Below are 15,817 nucleotides of genomic sequence, written 5' to 3'. Positions count from 1 at the left end.
CGTATTATTTAATTATTTAAATATCTTATCAATACTTTCTGAATTTTCAGTAGGGACTCTTCTTATTTCAAGCTCTACTCCTAATTCCTTTAACTTTTTGAATGCTTCTACATCTTTGTCATCTACCGCAACAGAACCAGCAACTTGTCTTTTTCCTTCTGCCATGTGCATGTTTCCAATATTAACTTTTTTTATCGGTACACCACCTTCAACAAGTTTTAATACATCTGCAGGAGTTTCACAAACTATAAATATAAGTTGTTTAGCGCTAGCTTTATGAATAGTAGTTATAGTTTTTTCAATTGTCCAATATCTAGTTGAAGCATAAGATGGAGCAGCCATATCCATTAAGCCTTGTCTTAATTTATCTTCAGCTACAACATCATTTGCAACTAGAATCAAGTTTGCACCAATAGAACCACACCATTGAGTTGCAACTTGTCCATGAATTAATCTGTTGTCTATTCTTGTTAATATAATATTTGGCATATTCTCACCTCCTTTTATGTAAACACTTTATTTTGATTGAATACAAGGTTATTATATAACTAATATAAATAATAATCTTTATACTTTTTGGTATTTAATTTATTATTTTTAACAACGTTTACAGAGGGGTTTTGTAAATGAATAATTTAAGTGGTAATATATAAATATATTTATTTATATACTGATAATCTTATATATTTGTTTCAATTAATAATCTTAATCAGTGGATTAAAATTTAATATGCTTCTCTAAGTAAAATAGTAAAATTGATATTTAATTTTTACATGCATCTACTATATTGATTAAAAATAATAAAAAGTTACATTTAAAATGAAGTTATAAATTTATAGTGAGGTGATTTATTATGTATGATAAGACAACAAATGTTGAGTTTAAAAAGTATGGTTCTATTTATGATGAAGCTAAAGATGTAGAAAAGGAGAATTTGATATTAAAGCAAATTGTAACTAGTGATAAGGTTATTTCTAGCTTATATAATTTTTCAGAGCCAGTATATATAGAAGTAGTTGAAGGAATGGCGGCTATACTAATAAGTGATTCAAATAATGGTAATTTCAAGCTTTTTGCAATTCATAGAAAGTTAGAGATAAAGTCTAATATGTATTTTAATGTTATTTCGATGACATCCCAAACTACTTTTAATTTAATAATACCATTAGGGTACAACCTTAGACTTGAATTTTTAAATAAACCATATGTTTATAATAGAATATTACCTACTATAAATATTCCAGAAATAATAGCTTACTACTATACAATTAAAAGTCCTAATTATAAATTTAAAGGAGAAAGTCATAATCTATATGAATTAACATTTGTTGATAATGGGATTTTAAATACATCTATTGATGGCGTTGATTATACATTAAATCCATATGATTTAATTATATATGGAAAAAATCAATTTCACACTCAATCTGTGAATAGTGATTCATCTTGCTCATATTTAACAATTATTTTTGATATGGAATCTGATGATGATAGTTCAATATGCAATAGGATATTTCAGTGTAGAAAGGAATTGTATAATGCAGTAAGAACTTTTGCAAAAAATATATCATCAAACACAATACCGTATTCGGAAAATCTTATTTTGAGCAATTTTCATGAAATTATAATTCGATTATTTCAATATGATTATTTAGAGGTAGATGATAGTAAATTGCCAAAAGAATCATATCAGCATTTTCAAGATGAATTATTAGAAAGAATAATAGAATATATTAATAAAAATATTGAATCTCCAATAGGTATAGGAGAGCTTTGCGAAAGATTTTCAGTGTCCAGATCATCATTGCAAACATTATTTAAAAACAATTTAAATATATCTCCGAAGAAATACATTAATGATTTAAAACTAGCTAAGAGTAAACAATTGATTAAAGAAAATAAATATACTATTAGCGAAATAGCATTTATGTTAGGGTTTAATTCAATCCATTACTTTTCAAGAGCCTTTACACAACATTACGAAATAAGTCCTAGTGAATATGCTCAAACTTTATTTAAATAAGAAAAAAGGCGCAGTCTGAAAAATATATTTAATATAAAATTTATCCAATTTCAAGTAAGTTTTTTATTGCCTTAAAAAGTTAATATCTTATTTTTATAAAGGGGGTCGCGTTTCGCGTCCCCCTTTTTAAACCATTGATTTTACTTGCCTTAGGGACTTTCAAAATTAAAAAGAAATTTTGGAATATTATTTATATGTGCGCAAAAATGGAAGCTCGAATTAGAACTTCCATTTTTATAGTCTAATATAAAAATTTATTTTGATACAGTCCCTTATATTTTATAGAATATTTTGAATTGAATATCTAGATATAGTTATGACTGTATTTTTAGCAACGTCAACCTCTACTTGATCTTCTCTTACAGATACTATTTTGCCATAAATTCCACCACAGAACATTACTTTCATTCCAGGCTTTAATTCAACATGGACTTCCTTTAGTTCAGCAGTTCTTTTTTTTATGTTTTTAGCAGATATAAATAGCAATATTAAGGCTCCAATTCCTAATAATACAGCAATAGTGATACATGTCCATATAACCACTTCCCAATTTACCATTTTATATACCATCCTCACTTTCATCATCTTCATGAGCTATAAACTCATATTTTATAATACCGTTTTTACCTACCTCTATAGCCGATTCAGATAATGAATATAAATCATCTATAACATCTTTAAGCATAGATATTTCAAGAAGCATAGGCAAATTAGTACCGCCAATTACTTCCATAGGCTTGTCCATTTCTGTTTTAACCTCTACTAAAGTTTTAAATGGGGACCCTCCAGGTAAATCACTAAGTGCTAAAATGTTATCACAATTTCTTAAATTTTTTAATGAAGTATAATATTTTTTCTTTAAATCTTCTATAGAATCTGTCTCCTTAAAGTCAACGTATTCTATATTAGAAGGTTCTCCTGCAATTAACTTTAAGGAGGTGTGCAATCCTGATGCAAAGTTACCATGTCCGCTAATTATTAATCCTATCATTTTATCATCTCCCAAAATAGTTTGTACAATACTTGATAATTATAATTATAATGTGGAGTTATTTAAATTCAATAAGTATGGTAAAAGATATAAGATATATGTTCAAAAGTGCAAATATTAGCTGGATAAACTTATGTATAATGAGATTAAGTTAATTTAGGAGGTATGCCATGTGTTAATACAAAGTAAAAAAGTATGGATTGCTGATCAATTTATTCCAGCTCAAATTGAGATTGATGATAATAAAATAGTCAATATCTATGCTTACAATGAAAAGGCAGATGCTTATGATTATGGCAGCAAGAGGATTTTACCAGGTTTTATAGATATTCATTGTCATGGTGCATATGGATTTGATACAAATGATGCAAATGAAAAAGGCTTGAGAAATTGGACAAAGAGTATAGTAAGTGAAGGGGTTACATCAATATTACCTACTACTATAACTCAAAGTAAAGAAGTTCTTATTGAAGCTCTAAGTAATATTGCAAATGTAGTTGAAAATGGATATGAAGGAGCAGAAATACTAGGGATTCACTTTGAAGGTCCTTATCTTGATATGGAATATAAGGGTGCTCAACCAAAAGAATATATAGTTAAACCTACTATTCAAGAATTTCAATGCTATCAAAAGGCAGCAAAGGGATTAATAAAATATGTAACTTTAGCAACTGAAATAGATGAGGACTATTCACTTACAGAATATTTATTTAAAAATAACATAGTGGTGAGTATAGGGCATTCAGCATCTACATATGAAGAAGCTATATTTGCTTTTGCTCATGGGGCTCGGTCACAAACTCATGTATATAATGGGATGACTCCATTTAATCATAGAAAAAACGGGTTAGTTGGAGTTGCGCTAAGGGTCAGAGGTATGTATGGGGAGATAATTTGTGATGGAAATCATTCTACTACCACAGCTTTATATAATTTCTTCAATGCAAAGGGGCCAGATTATGGAATTATGGTTACAGATGCCTTAATGGCAAAGGGCTTTGAAGCAGGTACTAAATTTGTTTTTGGAGGAAATGAAATAGAAATTTATGAAGATGGAAGTGCACATTTAGTAGAAACAAAGGGATTAGCAGGTTCTACATTAAAGATGAATGATGGTCTAAGGATATTAGTTGAAGAAGCTATGGTACCTTTTAATTATGCTATTAATTCATGCACTATTAATCCAGCTAAATGCTTAGGCATTGATAAACGCAAGGGAAGAATAGGCGTTGGATATGATAGTGATTTAGTAATTATAAATGATGACTATTCTGTAAATCAAACATATTGTTTAGGAAAGGCGATGTTATAGTGAAAAGAGATGCTGTGAATATAGCTGGAAAGAATATATATTTGGATCTTTATGGAGACACTGTTTATTATAATTTCTTTGACAAAAATGGTTATATTGTATCTAAACAAATAGAACAAAAATTTAAGATATTTTATTACAGATATTCAATTATATTCATTGTTATGATTTTACTAGGAGATTATTTTAGTTCATTACTAAATACTTTTTTAGTTGGTATTGGAGCTATAGGGATAGTCGAACTATATTTTAGATTTATATTTTTAAAACAGCTAAAGGTAATTAAAAACTTTAAAAGAGAACGTAAGATATCAATGTTAGAAAATATAATAAAAAGCAATGAAAAAGAAAAAGTAGTTATGAAAGCTTGTGCGTATGCCTTATTAAGTGTTCTTATTGTAATAAATGCAATACAACAAAACTTTAACATATTATTTTTAGTTTTAAGTATATTAGGTGCAATATATAGCCTTTATATAGGAATTATAAATGTTATTGCCTTTAGCAAAATAAAAAAAGTTTAAATAGAAATATTTACTCAGTGAAATGAACTTGGAGTAGAAGAGTACAGAGGAATATATCTAGAGTAGATAAACTTAAGTATAGACAAAACTAAGTATGGACAAAACAATAAAAATTAATATTTATAGTAATAATTACATTAAAAAATGTGCAGGAGGTATTAAAATGTTTTTTGGAATGGATAATGAAAAAATTAAGGGGTTGGGGGCAACTTATACAGCTACAGAAATAAGGCAACAACCCAAATTATGGGGAGAAACCTACAATATAATAAAGGAAAATGAAGATAAAATTAAAAGTTTTTTTGGTAGAAGATTAAAAAATGATACTAGAATAATTTTAACTGGAGCAGGGACTTCAGATTATGTTGGAGATACAATTTATTTATACTTAGCAAAAAAGTTGAACTTAAGAGTAGAAGCTATTGCTACAACAGATTTAGTATCAAATCCGTATGAGTTTATTGAAGAAGATGTACCAACAATATTAGTATCATATGCAAGATCAGGGAATAGCCCTGAGAGTGTTGGAGCTTTTGATTTATTTCAGGAAAATGTAAAAGATATATCACAGGTTGTAATTACCTGTAATAAAGATGGAGAACTTGCTAAGAAAGCTGAAAAAAGCGATAACAACCTTTGCATATTAATGCCTGAACTTTCAAATGACAAGAGTTTTGCAATGACAAGTTCTTTTAGTTGTATGTTATTAGCATCATTATTAGTATTTGATATTGATAATTTAGAAGAAAATAAAAAGTATTTAGATATAGTGATTAATCAAGGTAACTTAATTTTAGATAATAAGTGGAAAGAGATAAAGGATTTAGTTGATTTAAATGCATCAAGAGTAGTTTATTTAGGCTCAGGTATATTAAAAGGATTATGCCAAGAAATGGCTCTAAAAAATCTAGAACTAACTAGCGGTAAAATAACTACAGTTTGTGAATCAGTATTAGGATTTAGACATGGTCCAAAATCAATAATTAATGATGACACTTTAGTAATATTTATGAATTCTACTAATAAATACACTAACCTTTATGATATGGATCTTATAAGAGAAATAAATAGTGATTCAGGAAATCATAAGTTAGCTGTAATAAGTTATACAAAGAATGAAGAGCTAAATAGTGTATGTGACAAATATATAGAAATAGATGGACAAGTAATTCCTGAAGTTTATACAGTATTCAATTATATGCTATTTGGACAAATGTTTGGATTATTTAATTCACTTAAATTAGGAATTTCACCTGATAATCCAAGACCTGATGGAACTGTTAATAGAGTTGTTAAGGGTGTAGTAATTCATAAATACAATAAATAAGCCTTTTTATTGAAATGAGTATTCTTATTGTAGGGATATTATTAGAGACTTAGTTATACAAATTGAGTATAACTTTATCTAAATTAGTTACATTTGCAACTAATTTAGATAAAGATGCAATAAAGATTTCGTTAAGAAGATAGAAACTGAAGATAAATTTGATGAAGAAGACGTAATATAAAAATATTAATTAATAGGAGTTGAGGTAGATTATGAAAATATTATCAACAAGAGAAATGTTAAAAAAAGCTCAAAGAGAAGGATATGCTGTACCGGCATTTAATATTCATAACTTAGAAACTCTACAAGTAGTTGTAGATACAGCAGCTGAGCTAAAGTCACCAGTTATTTTAGCAGGAACACCTTCAACAATACTTTATGCAGGTGGAGAATATATAGTATCTATGGCTGAAGTTGCAGCAGAAAAATATAATATTCCAATAGCTATACATTTAGATCACTTTGAAGATGTAGAAGAAATAAAACATTATGTAGATTTAGGATTTAAATCTACAATGATAGATGCATCACATGAAGACTATGAATCTAATATAAAGACAGTTAAAGAAGTAGTTGAATATGCTCATAAGTTTGATGCTACAGTAGAAGCAGAGCTTGGAAGATTAGGTGGACAAGAAGATGACTTAGTAGTAGATGAAAAAGATTCTATGTACACTAATCCAAAACAAGCAAAGGAGTTTGCTGAAAGAACAGGAATAGATTCATTGGCAATAGCTATAGGAACAGCCCATGGATTATATAAAGGTGAAGCAAAACTTGACTTTGATAGATTAAAGGAAATAAGAGATATTGTAGATATTCCATTAGTTTTACATGGAGCATCAGATGTTCCTGATGAGTTAGTAAAGAAAGCAATTTCCCTTGGAATATGCAAGGTAAATGTAGCAACAGATTTAAAAATACCATTTTCTGATGCAGTAAAGAAATTCTTTAATGAGCATCCAGATGCTAATGATCCTAGAAAATATATGACACCAGGAAAAGAAGCTATGAAGAATATAGTTGCTCACAAAATAATGGTTTGTGGAAGTAATGGAAAGGCTTAATTAAATAAGGTTTAGATAAAAACATAATAAGGAATTTGACAGAAAATAATATGAAAGCATTTGCCGGAATATTATTTTCTTTCATATATAAGTTATAAGTGATTTTATAAGTAATTTTTTAGTATATAAAGGAATTTGAGAGGTGACGAAATGATACATCCAATGAAAGATATAGTTAAAAGATATAAAAGTGGTGAAAATGTAGGAATATTTTCTGTATGTTGTTCTAATCAATATGTAATTGAAGCAGCTATGCAAAAGCTTTTAAATAAGAATATACCGCTTTTAGTGGAAGCAACTGCAAATCAAGTTGACCAATTTGGTGGATATACAGGAATGAAACCAAAGGAATATGTAAAATATATTTATAGCATAGCTGATAAAGTAGGATTTCCAAAAGAAAGAATAATTTTAGGGGGAGATCATTTAGGCCCATTAACATGGAGAACGATAAACCCAAGAGAAGCTATGGAAAATGCTAAGAATCTAATAAGAGAATATGTATTAGCTGGCTTTAGTAAAATCCATATAGATACTAGCATGCCGTTAAATGGTGATTTCGAAAATGAAATATTTGATGATAGTTTAATAGCTAATAGAGCATCTGTACTTTGTAAAGTTGCAGAAGAAGCATATTTAGAGCTTAAAGAAAAAGATGATGAAGCTATGCATCCAGTTTATATTATAGGAAGTGAAGTTCCTATACCAGGTGGAGCTCAAGTAGAAGAAGAAGAGGCTGGTCCTAAAGTAACTAGTGTAGAAGGTTTTAAAAATACAGTAGAAACATTTAAAAAAGCTTTTGAAAGCTTTGGAGTAGGAGATGCTTGGCAATATGTAATTGGCGTAGTAGTACAGCCAGGAGTTGAATTTAGTAGTGATTATGTTTGGGAATATAATAGAGAAGAGGCTAAAGATTTAATAGATGAACTAAAAAATTATCCTCAGTTAATATTTGAAGCTCATTCAACAGATTATCAAACGCCAAGAGCTTTAAAAGAGATGGTAGAGGACGGATTCATAATTTTAAAAGTTGGACCAGCATTAACATTTGGTTTCAGAGAAGGTATATTTGCATTAAATCATATTGAAAATGAACTATTGAAATATGATGAAAATGTAGAATTATCTAATTTTATAGAAGTATTAGACTTTAGTATGATAAAAAATCCTAAAGATTGGGTGCATCATTATTCAGGAACAGGTGAAAAAATAAAGTTAGAAAGAAAATATAGCTTATCTGATAGAGCAAGATATTATATGCCTAAAGATGAAGTAAATTTTGCTTTAGAAAAACTTATGAATAATTTAGAAGGCATTGAAATTCCGATGACAATAATAAGTCAATTTATGCATGAACAATACAAGAAGGTTAGAGAAGGGGTATTAAAACCTATAGCTAAAGAATTGTTGAAAGATAGAATTGGTGAATATTTAGATGATTATGTATATGCTGTTGAAAATGTAGAAGAAAAGATATTAGAAATTAATTAAATAATAAATAGGGCATGCAAAGCATGTCCTTATCATTTTAAAATGAATTTTCTGAATATTTTAAATATAACAAATTGGTATAAATTAACTGGTATAATAATGATGGGGAGTATTGTTTAAATTTATTAAGTAGGAGGATTTTGGTATGTTTCAATTCGAGACTCAGTTAAAGAAACTTAAGCATGAGGTGCTAACAGAAGTTGCTAAGTTAGCTAAAGATGGCAACTTAACCACAGAATCAATAGAAAAGATTCCTTATGAGATTATTAAGGGAGATAAAGCTATGTATAGATGCTGTGTATATAAGGAAAGAGCTATTGTTTTAGAAAGAGCAAAGTTGGCAGCAGGATATTTAGCTAATGGAGATAATATAGATGATGAATTTGTTGATATCAAAGAAGATGATCAAATAATATATGTTATTGAAGCAGCATGTGATAGATGTCCAATAAACAAATACAGTGTTACAGATTCTTGTAGAAATTGTTTAGCTCATAAATGTCATGAAGCGTGTAATTTTGGCGCAATAACTTATGTTGCTGGAAGAGCATACATAAACCAAGAACTTTGTAAGGAATGTGGAATGTGTAAAAAAGCATGTCCTTACGATGCTATTGCAGAAGTTATGAGACCTTGTAAAAGAGTATGTCCTACAGGAGCATTAGACATAAATCAAGATGACAGAAGAGCAATGATAAAGGAAGAAACATGTGTTAATTGTGGAAGTTGTATGAGTGCATGTCCTTTCGGAGCTATTTCAGATAAGAGCTTAATTGTTCCTATAGCAAAGAGGCTTGCAAGAGGAAGAAAGATGTATGCTGTAGTAGCACCTGCTATAACTGGGCAATTTGGAGCAAAAACTCCATATGGAAAAATTAAGAATGCAATTAAGAAATTAGGTTTTGTAGATATGATTGAAGCAGCTTGTGGAGCAGATGCTGTAACAGTTCATGAAAGCAGAGAATTTTTAGAGAGATTGGAAGATGGACAAAGTTATATGACAAATTCTTGTTGTCCAGGTTTCTTAAGTTATGTAGAGAAAATGTTCCCATCAGAAGTAGAAAAGGTATCAGGTACAGTTTCTCCAATGATAGCAACAGCAAGATTTATAAAGCATAACGATCCAGATGCAAAGGTTGTATTTATTGGACCATGTACTGCTAAGAAGAGTGAAGCTGTTAGAAAGTCTGTAAAGGATGCTGTAGATTATGTTATAACATTTGAAGAATTACTAGCATTATTTAGTGCTTTTGAAGTAGATATAGATAGTTGTGATGAAGATGTTGTTGATGATGCTTCTATATATGGAAGAGGCTTTGGAGCACATGGAGGATTAACAGCAGCTATAGAAAATTATATAAGAAGCCAAGGATTAGAAGTAAACTTTAATCCTGTAAAAGTATCTGGCGGAATAGAAATAAAGAAAACAATGACGATGGCTAAAATAGGTAAATTGCAAGGGAACTTTATTGAAGGTATGATGTGTGAAGGTGGATGTATAAATGGGGCAGGGACTCTAGTAACTCCATTTAAGGCAAAAGGAGTATTCAATAAGATAAATGCTCAAGCTACAAAGAAAGCTGTAATAGATAATGAAACACTTGAGGAATATGATAATATAAACTTAGAAAGATAGTTATAAATTGTGAATATAAAGGCTACGATAACTAGATATGTTCCATAAGCTAAATAGCTGTGCAAAGAAGTACTAGGCTTGAAAAAACTACTAAGCCAAGAGTTTTGGTTAACTCGTTGCGCTCAAACAATTAAGCAACACTAAGGCCTAGTAGTTTTTCCCACGCCAAGTACTTCTAAATGCTTATTCCACATATTCTATTTATCTTCACCAACTTATATTTATCGTTTAAATTGCTCTACTAGTGGGTGTTAGGATGGAAAGTATAAATAAAAAAGTAAGAGTAGCTCTTACAAAAGAAATTGATCTTAAAATTTTAGTGAACATAATCTTATATTCTGTAGTAATTATAATGCCTTTTATAGTCATGAATGTATCATCACCTAGATATGTAATTGGTAAGATGATATTTCTTTATGGAGTTGGTGTAATTTCTATTATTACATTAATTGGATTAAAGGTAACAGAATTTAATTTTGAGCATAAGATAGCATTAGTGTTTCTGATAACTATGTTAATTCCAAGTATATTGTCACCGCAAAAATATGTAGCTTTTATGGGGAACATTCAACGGAATGAAGGCTTCGTAATGTATTGTATTTACATTTTACTTTTTATACTAGCATCTAAATATTTTATTTTAAATAGAAAGCTTTTGAATTTAGTATTAATTTTTTCATGCATTATGGGTGGATATGGGATTCTTCAATTTTATGGGATTGATCCTGTACAGTTTTGGATGTTTGGTTTTATACAAGTGAGTGATTCTATCGGAATGATAGGAAATAGAAATTTTTTTTCATCATATTTATGTATATTTTTATTTATAAGTATGGCAATTTATATTTTTTATGGAGGAAAGAGATATTTAATATATTCAATTATATTATTTACAGCATTAATTTGTACATTGACTCGTAGTGGATGGCTAGCTTTTATAATTTATTCAATTATTGGATTAATATTTGTAATTAAAGATAAAAAGAGATTAAAAAAATCAGGAATTGTATTTATATCATTTTTAAGTATTTTTTTATTACTAAATTTATCTACTAATGGTAAGATTATTGGACGTGCAACTAATACTATTGCAATTGATGAAACTGGTATAGCAAAAGTTGAAGATAGTGGTAGAATTGAGATATTAAATATTTCATGGAGTGCATTTAAAGATAATCCTTTTATAGGTTGGGGACCTGATACATTAAAATATAGGTTAGATTCGCAGTATAGCGAAAAGCATCAAGAATATATAAATAAACATAGTGCTTATATAGATAAATCACATAATGAATTTTTAGAATACGCAGTTAGCAATGGAATATGGAATTTAATATCATACTTATTATTACTTGGAGTAATAATGTATAAGTTAATTAAAAATATAAATAATAATTTATTTAAGGTTCTGTTATTAACATTACTAGGGTATTTAGTACAATCATTTTTTAATATTAGTGTAATAATGGTAGCACCGATTTTTTTGATATTTTTAGGCTTTTGTGTCAAAGAAATAGAAGGAAAATCACCTATGGATATAATATAAATAAACATATGCATAAAATTAAGAAAATCAATAAAAGCATGAGAAAATGGAAAATAATTAATGAAAAGTGGTAATATTTATAATATATAGGGTAATAATATATTAGGTAACATTTGAAAATTATAAAGTAAAAGATTATCATAAAATTGTTAGCACTTATATCTGATGAGTGCTAATATAGAAGGGTAATTAAATTTATAGATATAAATAGGAGGGATTTTTTATGAACATTAAGCCACTAGCAGATAGGGTAGTAATAAAGAAATTAGAAGCAGAAGAAACAACTAAAAGTGGAATAGTTTTAACAGGAACAGCAAAGGAAAGACCGCAAGAGGCGGAAGTTGTAGCTGTTGGACCAGGAGCTATAGTTGATGGAAATAGAATAGCAATGGAAGTTAAAGTTGGAGATAAAGTACTTTATTCAAAATATGCAGGTACAGAAGTTAAGGTTGAGGGTGAAGAATATACTATTTTAAAACAAGATGATATTTTAGCAATAGTTGAATAAGGGAGGAAAGAATTATGGCAAAAATGATTAAATTTAGTGAAGAAGCAAGAAAATCAATGCAAGTTGGTGTTGATACATTAGCGGATACAGTTAAGGTGACATTAGGACCAAAAGGAAGAAATGTAGTTTTAGATAAGAAATTTGGAGCACCACTTATCACTAATGATGGTGTTACTATAGCAAGAGAAATTGAATTAGAAGATCCATATGAAAATATGGGAGCACAATTAGTTAAAGAAGTTGCAACTAAAACTAATGATGTTGCAGGGGATGGTACTACTACAGCAACACTTTTAGCACAAGCAATTATAAGAGAAGGATTAAAGAATGTTACTGCAGGAGCTAATCCAATACTAATTAGAAATGGTATTAAGATGGCTGTAGACAAGGCTGTTGAAGAGATAAAGAAAATTTCTAAACCAGTTAATGGTAAAGAAGACATATCAAGAGTTGCAGCTATTTCAGCAGCAGATGAAGAAGTAGGTAAGTTAATTTCTGATGCTATGGAAAAGGTAGGTAACGAAGGCGTTATTACTGTTGAAGAATCAAAATCAATGGGCACAGAATTAGATGTAGTTGAAGGTATGCAATTTGATAGAGGATATGTATCAGCTTATATGGTAACAGATACAGAAAAAATGGAAGCTGTTTTAGATAGTCCATTAATTCTTATAGCAGATAAAAAGATTTCAAACATTCAAGAATTACTACCAATACTTGAACAAATAGTTCAACAAGGTAAGAAATTACTTATTATAGCTGAAGATGTTGAAGGGGATGCTATGACTACATTAGTAGTAAATAAGTTAAGAGGAACTTTCACATGTGTAGCTGTAAAAGCTCCAGGTTTTGGAGATAGAAGAAAAGAAATGCTTCAAGATATAGCTATATTAACAGGTGGAACAGTTATATCAGAAGAACTTGGAATAGACATAAAAGAAGTAACTTTAGATATGCTTGGACAATGTGATAGTGTCAAAGTTACAAAAGAAAACACTACAATAGTTAATGGAAGAGGAAATAGTGAAGCAATAAAGGAAAGAGTATCACAAATAAGAGCTCAAATTGAAGAAACTACTTCTGAATTTGATAAAGAAAAATTAACAGAAAGATTAGCTAAACTTGCTGGTGGAGTTGCAGTAATTAAAGTTGGTGCTGCAACAGAAACAGAATTAAAAGAAAAGAAATTAAGAATCGAAGATGCTTTAGCAGCAACAAAAGCAGCTGTTGAAGAAGGAATAGTGCCAGGTGGCGGATCTGCTTATGTTAATATAATTAACGAAGTAGTATCAGTAACTTCAAATATTCCAGATACTCAAGTTGGTATAAATATAATAGTAAGAGCATTAGAAGAGCCAATGAGACAAATAGCAACTAATGCAGGTGTTGAGGGTTCAGTTATTATAGAACATGTTAAAAATTGCGAATCTGTAATAGGTTATGATGCATTAAATGGAGAATATGTAAACATGATTAAAGCTGGTATAGTTGACCCTACTAAGGTTACAAGATCAGCACTTCAAAATGCTGCATCAGTAGCATCAACATTCTTAACAACAGAAGCAGCTGTTGTTGAAATTCCTCAAAAAGAAGTTCCAATGCCAGGAGCACCAGGAATGGGAATGGATGGAATGTATTAATAAATAAAAATTTAGGAACTTAGAGATTCTAAGTTCCTTTTTAATAGTTAAGAAAATTTTTATTACATTAATATTTGAAAAGTATATTAATATAAAAATATAATTATTAATTGAATAAAAGTTTAAGATATAAAAAATATTAAAAATACAAAGGCTTATATTGATTTTAAGTACATTACAATATTATAATTTATAAAGTATAATAAATTATAGAAAGAACAAAGATAAAGCTTTGGAGGTACAGTATGAGCAGTAATATCAATAGAAGGAAAAAAAGTAAATTTACAATATTTGATTTAATTGCAGTAGCAGCAATAATAGGAGTATTAGTAGTTATATTAGTACCTAGTTTCAAAAAATATTCTATTGATTCAAAGAAAGTAGAAGTAAAGTCTATTATAAGAGAATTTATTTTAGCAGTAGAAACCGCTGAAATAAGTGATAAAATTGAATTTGCTAATACTGATTCTATAAAATCTATGGAAGCTGGTAGTAGAGAAAAAATATCTTCAATAAATAAGTATATAAAGGATTTAGAAGGTTTAAACAAAATAAAAGAGCTGACTATAGAAGAAGCAAATCAAATTATAAGTAATGAATTGGATTTTGAAGTTAATAAAGAAGGAGAATTTTTAAGAGTAGTTAAATAAAATCAGAGTAAAATTATATAGAATATAGAAATATCGGATATTAAAGCTTAATATTGTGCTTTTATCCGATTTTTTTGTTGTATAATTTGAAATTGATATGTTATATCTGATTATAGAATACAATTAATGGATAATATTTTAATTAAAACACATATACTTAAAAAGCATAGAGGAAAATGTTCATACTATGTAGAATTAATACCTTAGTTTATAACTTTAAGGAGGTTATTATGGAAATTTTAATATTAATAATAGGTTTGTGTATAGGAAGTTTTTTAAATGTATGTATCTATAGGATACCTAGAGAAGAATCTATTGCTTTTCCACCATCGCATTGTACAAGTTGTGGATATGAGCTTAAAGCAATAGATCTTATTCCTGTAATAAGTTATTTATTTTTAAAAGGAAAATGCAGAAAGTGTGGGAAAAAGATATCTATAAACTATCCGCTAGTTGAATTGTTGAATGGAGTATTGTATTTATTAATATTTTTAAGATTTGGATTAAGCTTAAGTTTTGTATTTTATAGTCTTTTAACGTCTTTATTAATTGTTATTTCTTATATAGATTTAGACTCTAAATATATATATTCATCTACTACTATTTTAGGAGTAGTGCTTGCTGCTATTTATATAGTTGTAGGATTATATACTAAAGATATAAGCATTAGTAATAATGTTTTAGGAGGAGCTATTGGATATGGAATTATATATTTAATAGTGGTAATTACAAAAGGAATGGGACAAGGGGATGCAGAGGTTGCAGGAGTTTGTGGTTTATTTATAGGAATTAAGGGGATTTTAGTTTGCTTATTTATAGCTGTTGTTTTGGGAGGATTAGTAGCAGCAATAATATTGATATTTAAATTAAAGGAAAAGAAATCAGAAATTGCTTTTAGTCCATACATATCTATTGGTTCAATTGTGTATATTTTATTAGGAAAGGAAATATTGTCACTATATCTAAATTTTTTTATATAAAATGTGAGTTTAATTTAAATTTATATTATGATTGAAAAAGCGATATGGCTATATTAATATTAAAATAAGTAAACTAAATGGTCAAAAAAGGAAATTTTTTAACAATTAGAATTAAATTAAAC

Annotated in this window: 15 protein-coding genes; 12 read left to right on the top strand and 3 right to left on the bottom strand. The window is 28.6% G+C overall.

Annotated elements, in window-relative coordinates; translation table 11 throughout:
- Positions 1–12: 12 nt before the first annotated feature.
- Entirely contained in the window at positions 13–489 is a 477-nt protein-coding gene (gene agaV, locus J2Z25_RS07480) for a PTS N-acetylgalactosamine transporter subunit IIB (protein ID WP_008680989.1), read from the bottom strand.
- A 364-nt stretch (positions 490–853) separates the two neighbouring features.
- On the opposite strand from agaV, the gene J2Z25_RS07475 reads away from it, so the two are divergent.
- Positions 854–2,023 carry a helix-turn-helix domain-containing protein gene (locus J2Z25_RS07475; protein ID WP_008680987.1) on the top strand — a complete coding sequence of 390 codons (1,170 nt, stop codon included), beginning with the start codon at positions 854–856 and terminating at the stop codon, positions 2,021–2,023.
- A gap of 279 nt (positions 2,024–2,302) precedes the next feature.
- Here the strand turns inward: J2Z25_RS07475 and yajC are convergent, their stop codons facing one another.
- Both yajC and J2Z25_RS07465 read right to left on the bottom strand, forming a co-directional pair.
- On the bottom strand, positions 2,303–2,581 hold the full coding sequence (gene yajC / locus J2Z25_RS07470) for a preprotein translocase subunit YajC (protein WP_245173176.1): 279 nt from the start codon (positions 2,579–2,581) through the stop codon (positions 2,303–2,305).
- A gap of 1 nt (position 2,582) precedes the next feature.
- The gene (locus J2Z25_RS07465; protein WP_209739458.1) at positions 2,583–3,014 is read right to left on the bottom strand and encodes a PTS sugar transporter subunit IIA domain-containing protein; all 432 of its coding nucleotides are present in this window, start codon (positions 3,012–3,014) and stop codon (positions 2,583–2,585) included.
- A 172-nt stretch (positions 3,015–3,186) separates the two neighbouring features.
- Here J2Z25_RS07465 and nagA point away from each other — a divergent pair, with 172 nt between their 5' ends.
- The 11 genes from nagA (at position 3,187) to J2Z25_RS07410 (ending at position 15,695) form a co-directional block, all read left to right on the top strand.
- Complete coding sequence (gene nagA / locus J2Z25_RS07460; protein WP_008680982.1) at positions 3,187–4,326, top strand: N-acetylglucosamine-6-phosphate deacetylase; 1,140 nt, start codon at positions 3,187–3,189, stop codon at positions 4,324–4,326.
- Positions 4,326–4,850 (top strand): hypothetical protein, encoded by a 525-nt coding sequence (locus J2Z25_RS07455; RefSeq protein ID WP_008680981.1) that lies wholly within the window; start codon positions 4,326–4,328, stop codon positions 4,848–4,850. Before nagA ends, J2Z25_RS07455 begins: the two co-directional genes overlap by 1 nt.
- 163 nt (positions 4,851–5,013) lie before the next feature.
- Positions 5,014–6,177, top strand: a complete 1,164-nt coding sequence (locus J2Z25_RS07450; protein ID WP_209739456.1) for an SIS domain-containing protein — start codon at positions 5,014–5,016, stop codon at positions 6,175–6,177.
- A 209-nt stretch (positions 6,178–6,386) separates the two neighbouring features.
- Positions 6,387–7,244 (top strand): tagatose bisphosphate family class II aldolase, encoded by an 858-nt coding sequence (locus tag J2Z25_RS07445; protein WP_142419085.1) that lies wholly within the window; start codon positions 6,387–6,389, stop codon positions 7,242–7,244.
- Between the two features lie 150 nt (positions 7,245–7,394).
- Complete coding sequence (locus tag J2Z25_RS07440; RefSeq protein WP_209739454.1) at positions 7,395–8,735, top strand: class II D-tagatose-bisphosphate aldolase, non-catalytic subunit; 1,341 nt, start codon at positions 7,395–7,397, stop codon at positions 8,733–8,735.
- 145 nt (positions 8,736–8,880) lie between these two features.
- Positions 8,881–10,371 carry a 4Fe-4S dicluster domain-containing protein gene (locus J2Z25_RS07435; protein WP_209739452.1) on the top strand — a complete coding sequence of 497 codons (1,491 nt, stop codon included), beginning with the start codon at positions 8,881–8,883 and terminating at the stop codon, positions 10,369–10,371.
- Positions 10,372–10,627: 256 nt separating this feature from the next.
- Positions 10,628–11,917 (top strand): O-antigen ligase family protein, encoded by a 1,290-nt coding sequence (locus J2Z25_RS07430; RefSeq protein WP_209739450.1) that lies wholly within the window; start codon positions 10,628–10,630, stop codon positions 11,915–11,917.
- A gap of 223 nt (positions 11,918–12,140) precedes the next feature.
- Positions 12,141–12,425 carry a co-chaperone GroES gene (gene groES / locus J2Z25_RS07425; RefSeq protein WP_008680972.1) on the top strand — a complete coding sequence of 95 codons (285 nt, stop codon included), beginning with the start codon at positions 12,141–12,143 and terminating at the stop codon, positions 12,423–12,425.
- Positions 12,426–12,439: 14 nt separating this feature from the next.
- Positions 12,440–14,065, top strand: coding sequence for a chaperonin GroEL (groL, locus tag J2Z25_RS07420; RefSeq protein WP_209739448.1), 1,626 nt, complete (start codon positions 12,440–12,442; stop codon positions 14,063–14,065).
- Positions 14,066–14,310: 245 nt separating this feature from the next.
- Entirely contained in the window at positions 14,311–14,715 is a 405-nt protein-coding gene (locus J2Z25_RS07415; RefSeq protein ID WP_209739446.1) for a type II secretion system protein, read from the top strand.
- Between the two features lie 230 nt (positions 14,716–14,945).
- A complete protein-coding gene (locus tag J2Z25_RS07410) occupies positions 14,946–15,695 on the top strand; it encodes a prepilin peptidase (RefSeq protein ID WP_209739444.1) in 750 nt (249 codons plus the stop codon).
- Positions 15,696–15,817: the final 122 nt, after the last annotated feature.

The organism is Clostridium tertium, assembly GCF_017873245.1.
In the GTDB taxonomy this organism is placed as follows: Bacteria; Bacillota; Clostridia; order Clostridiales; family Clostridiaceae; genus Clostridium; species Clostridium tertium.
Note: the sequence above shows the minus strand (reverse complement) of the source record. Positions and strands in the feature narration are given on the sequence as shown.

What these genes read in the sequence shown, in the direction of transcription:
- yajC (WP_245173176.1), bottom strand. Translation starts at nt 2,581, where the DNA reads ATGGTAAATTGGGAAGTGGTTATATGGACATGTATCACTATTGCTGTA.
- J2Z25_RS07430 (WP_209739450.1), top strand. Translation starts at nt 10,628, where the DNA reads ATGGAAAGTATAAATAAAAAAGTAAGAGTAGCTCTTACAAAAGAAATT.
- J2Z25_RS07475 (WP_008680987.1), top strand. Translation starts at nt 854, where the DNA reads ATGTATGATAAGACAACAAATGTTGAGTTTAAAAAGTATGGTTCTATT.
- groL (WP_209739448.1), top strand. Translation starts at nt 12,440, where the DNA reads ATGGCAAAAATGATTAAATTTAGTGAAGAAGCAAGAAAATCAATGCAA.
- J2Z25_RS07465 (WP_209739458.1), bottom strand. Translation starts at nt 3,014, where the DNA reads ATGATAGGATTAATAATTAGCGGACATGGTAACTTTGCATCAGGATTG.
- J2Z25_RS07440 (WP_209739454.1), top strand. Translation starts at nt 7,395, where the DNA reads ATGATACATCCAATGAAAGATATAGTTAAAAGATATAAAAGTGGTGAA.
- J2Z25_RS07410 (WP_209739444.1), top strand. Translation starts at nt 14,946, where the DNA reads ATGGAAATTTTAATATTAATAATAGGTTTGTGTATAGGAAGTTTTTTA.
- J2Z25_RS07450 (WP_209739456.1), top strand. Translation starts at nt 5,014, where the DNA reads ATGTTTTTTGGAATGGATAATGAAAAAATTAAGGGGTTGGGGGCAACT.
- agaV (WP_008680989.1), bottom strand. Translation starts at nt 489, where the DNA reads ATGCCAAATATTATATTAACAAGAATAGACAACAGATTAATTCATGGA.
- J2Z25_RS07435 (WP_209739452.1), top strand. Translation starts at nt 8,881, where the DNA reads ATGTTTCAATTCGAGACTCAGTTAAAGAAACTTAAGCATGAGGTGCTA.
- J2Z25_RS07415 (WP_209739446.1), top strand. Translation starts at nt 14,311, where the DNA reads ATGAGCAGTAATATCAATAGAAGGAAAAAAAGTAAATTTACAATATTT.
- groES (WP_008680972.1), top strand. Translation starts at nt 12,141, where the DNA reads ATGAACATTAAGCCACTAGCAGATAGGGTAGTAATAAAGAAATTAGAA.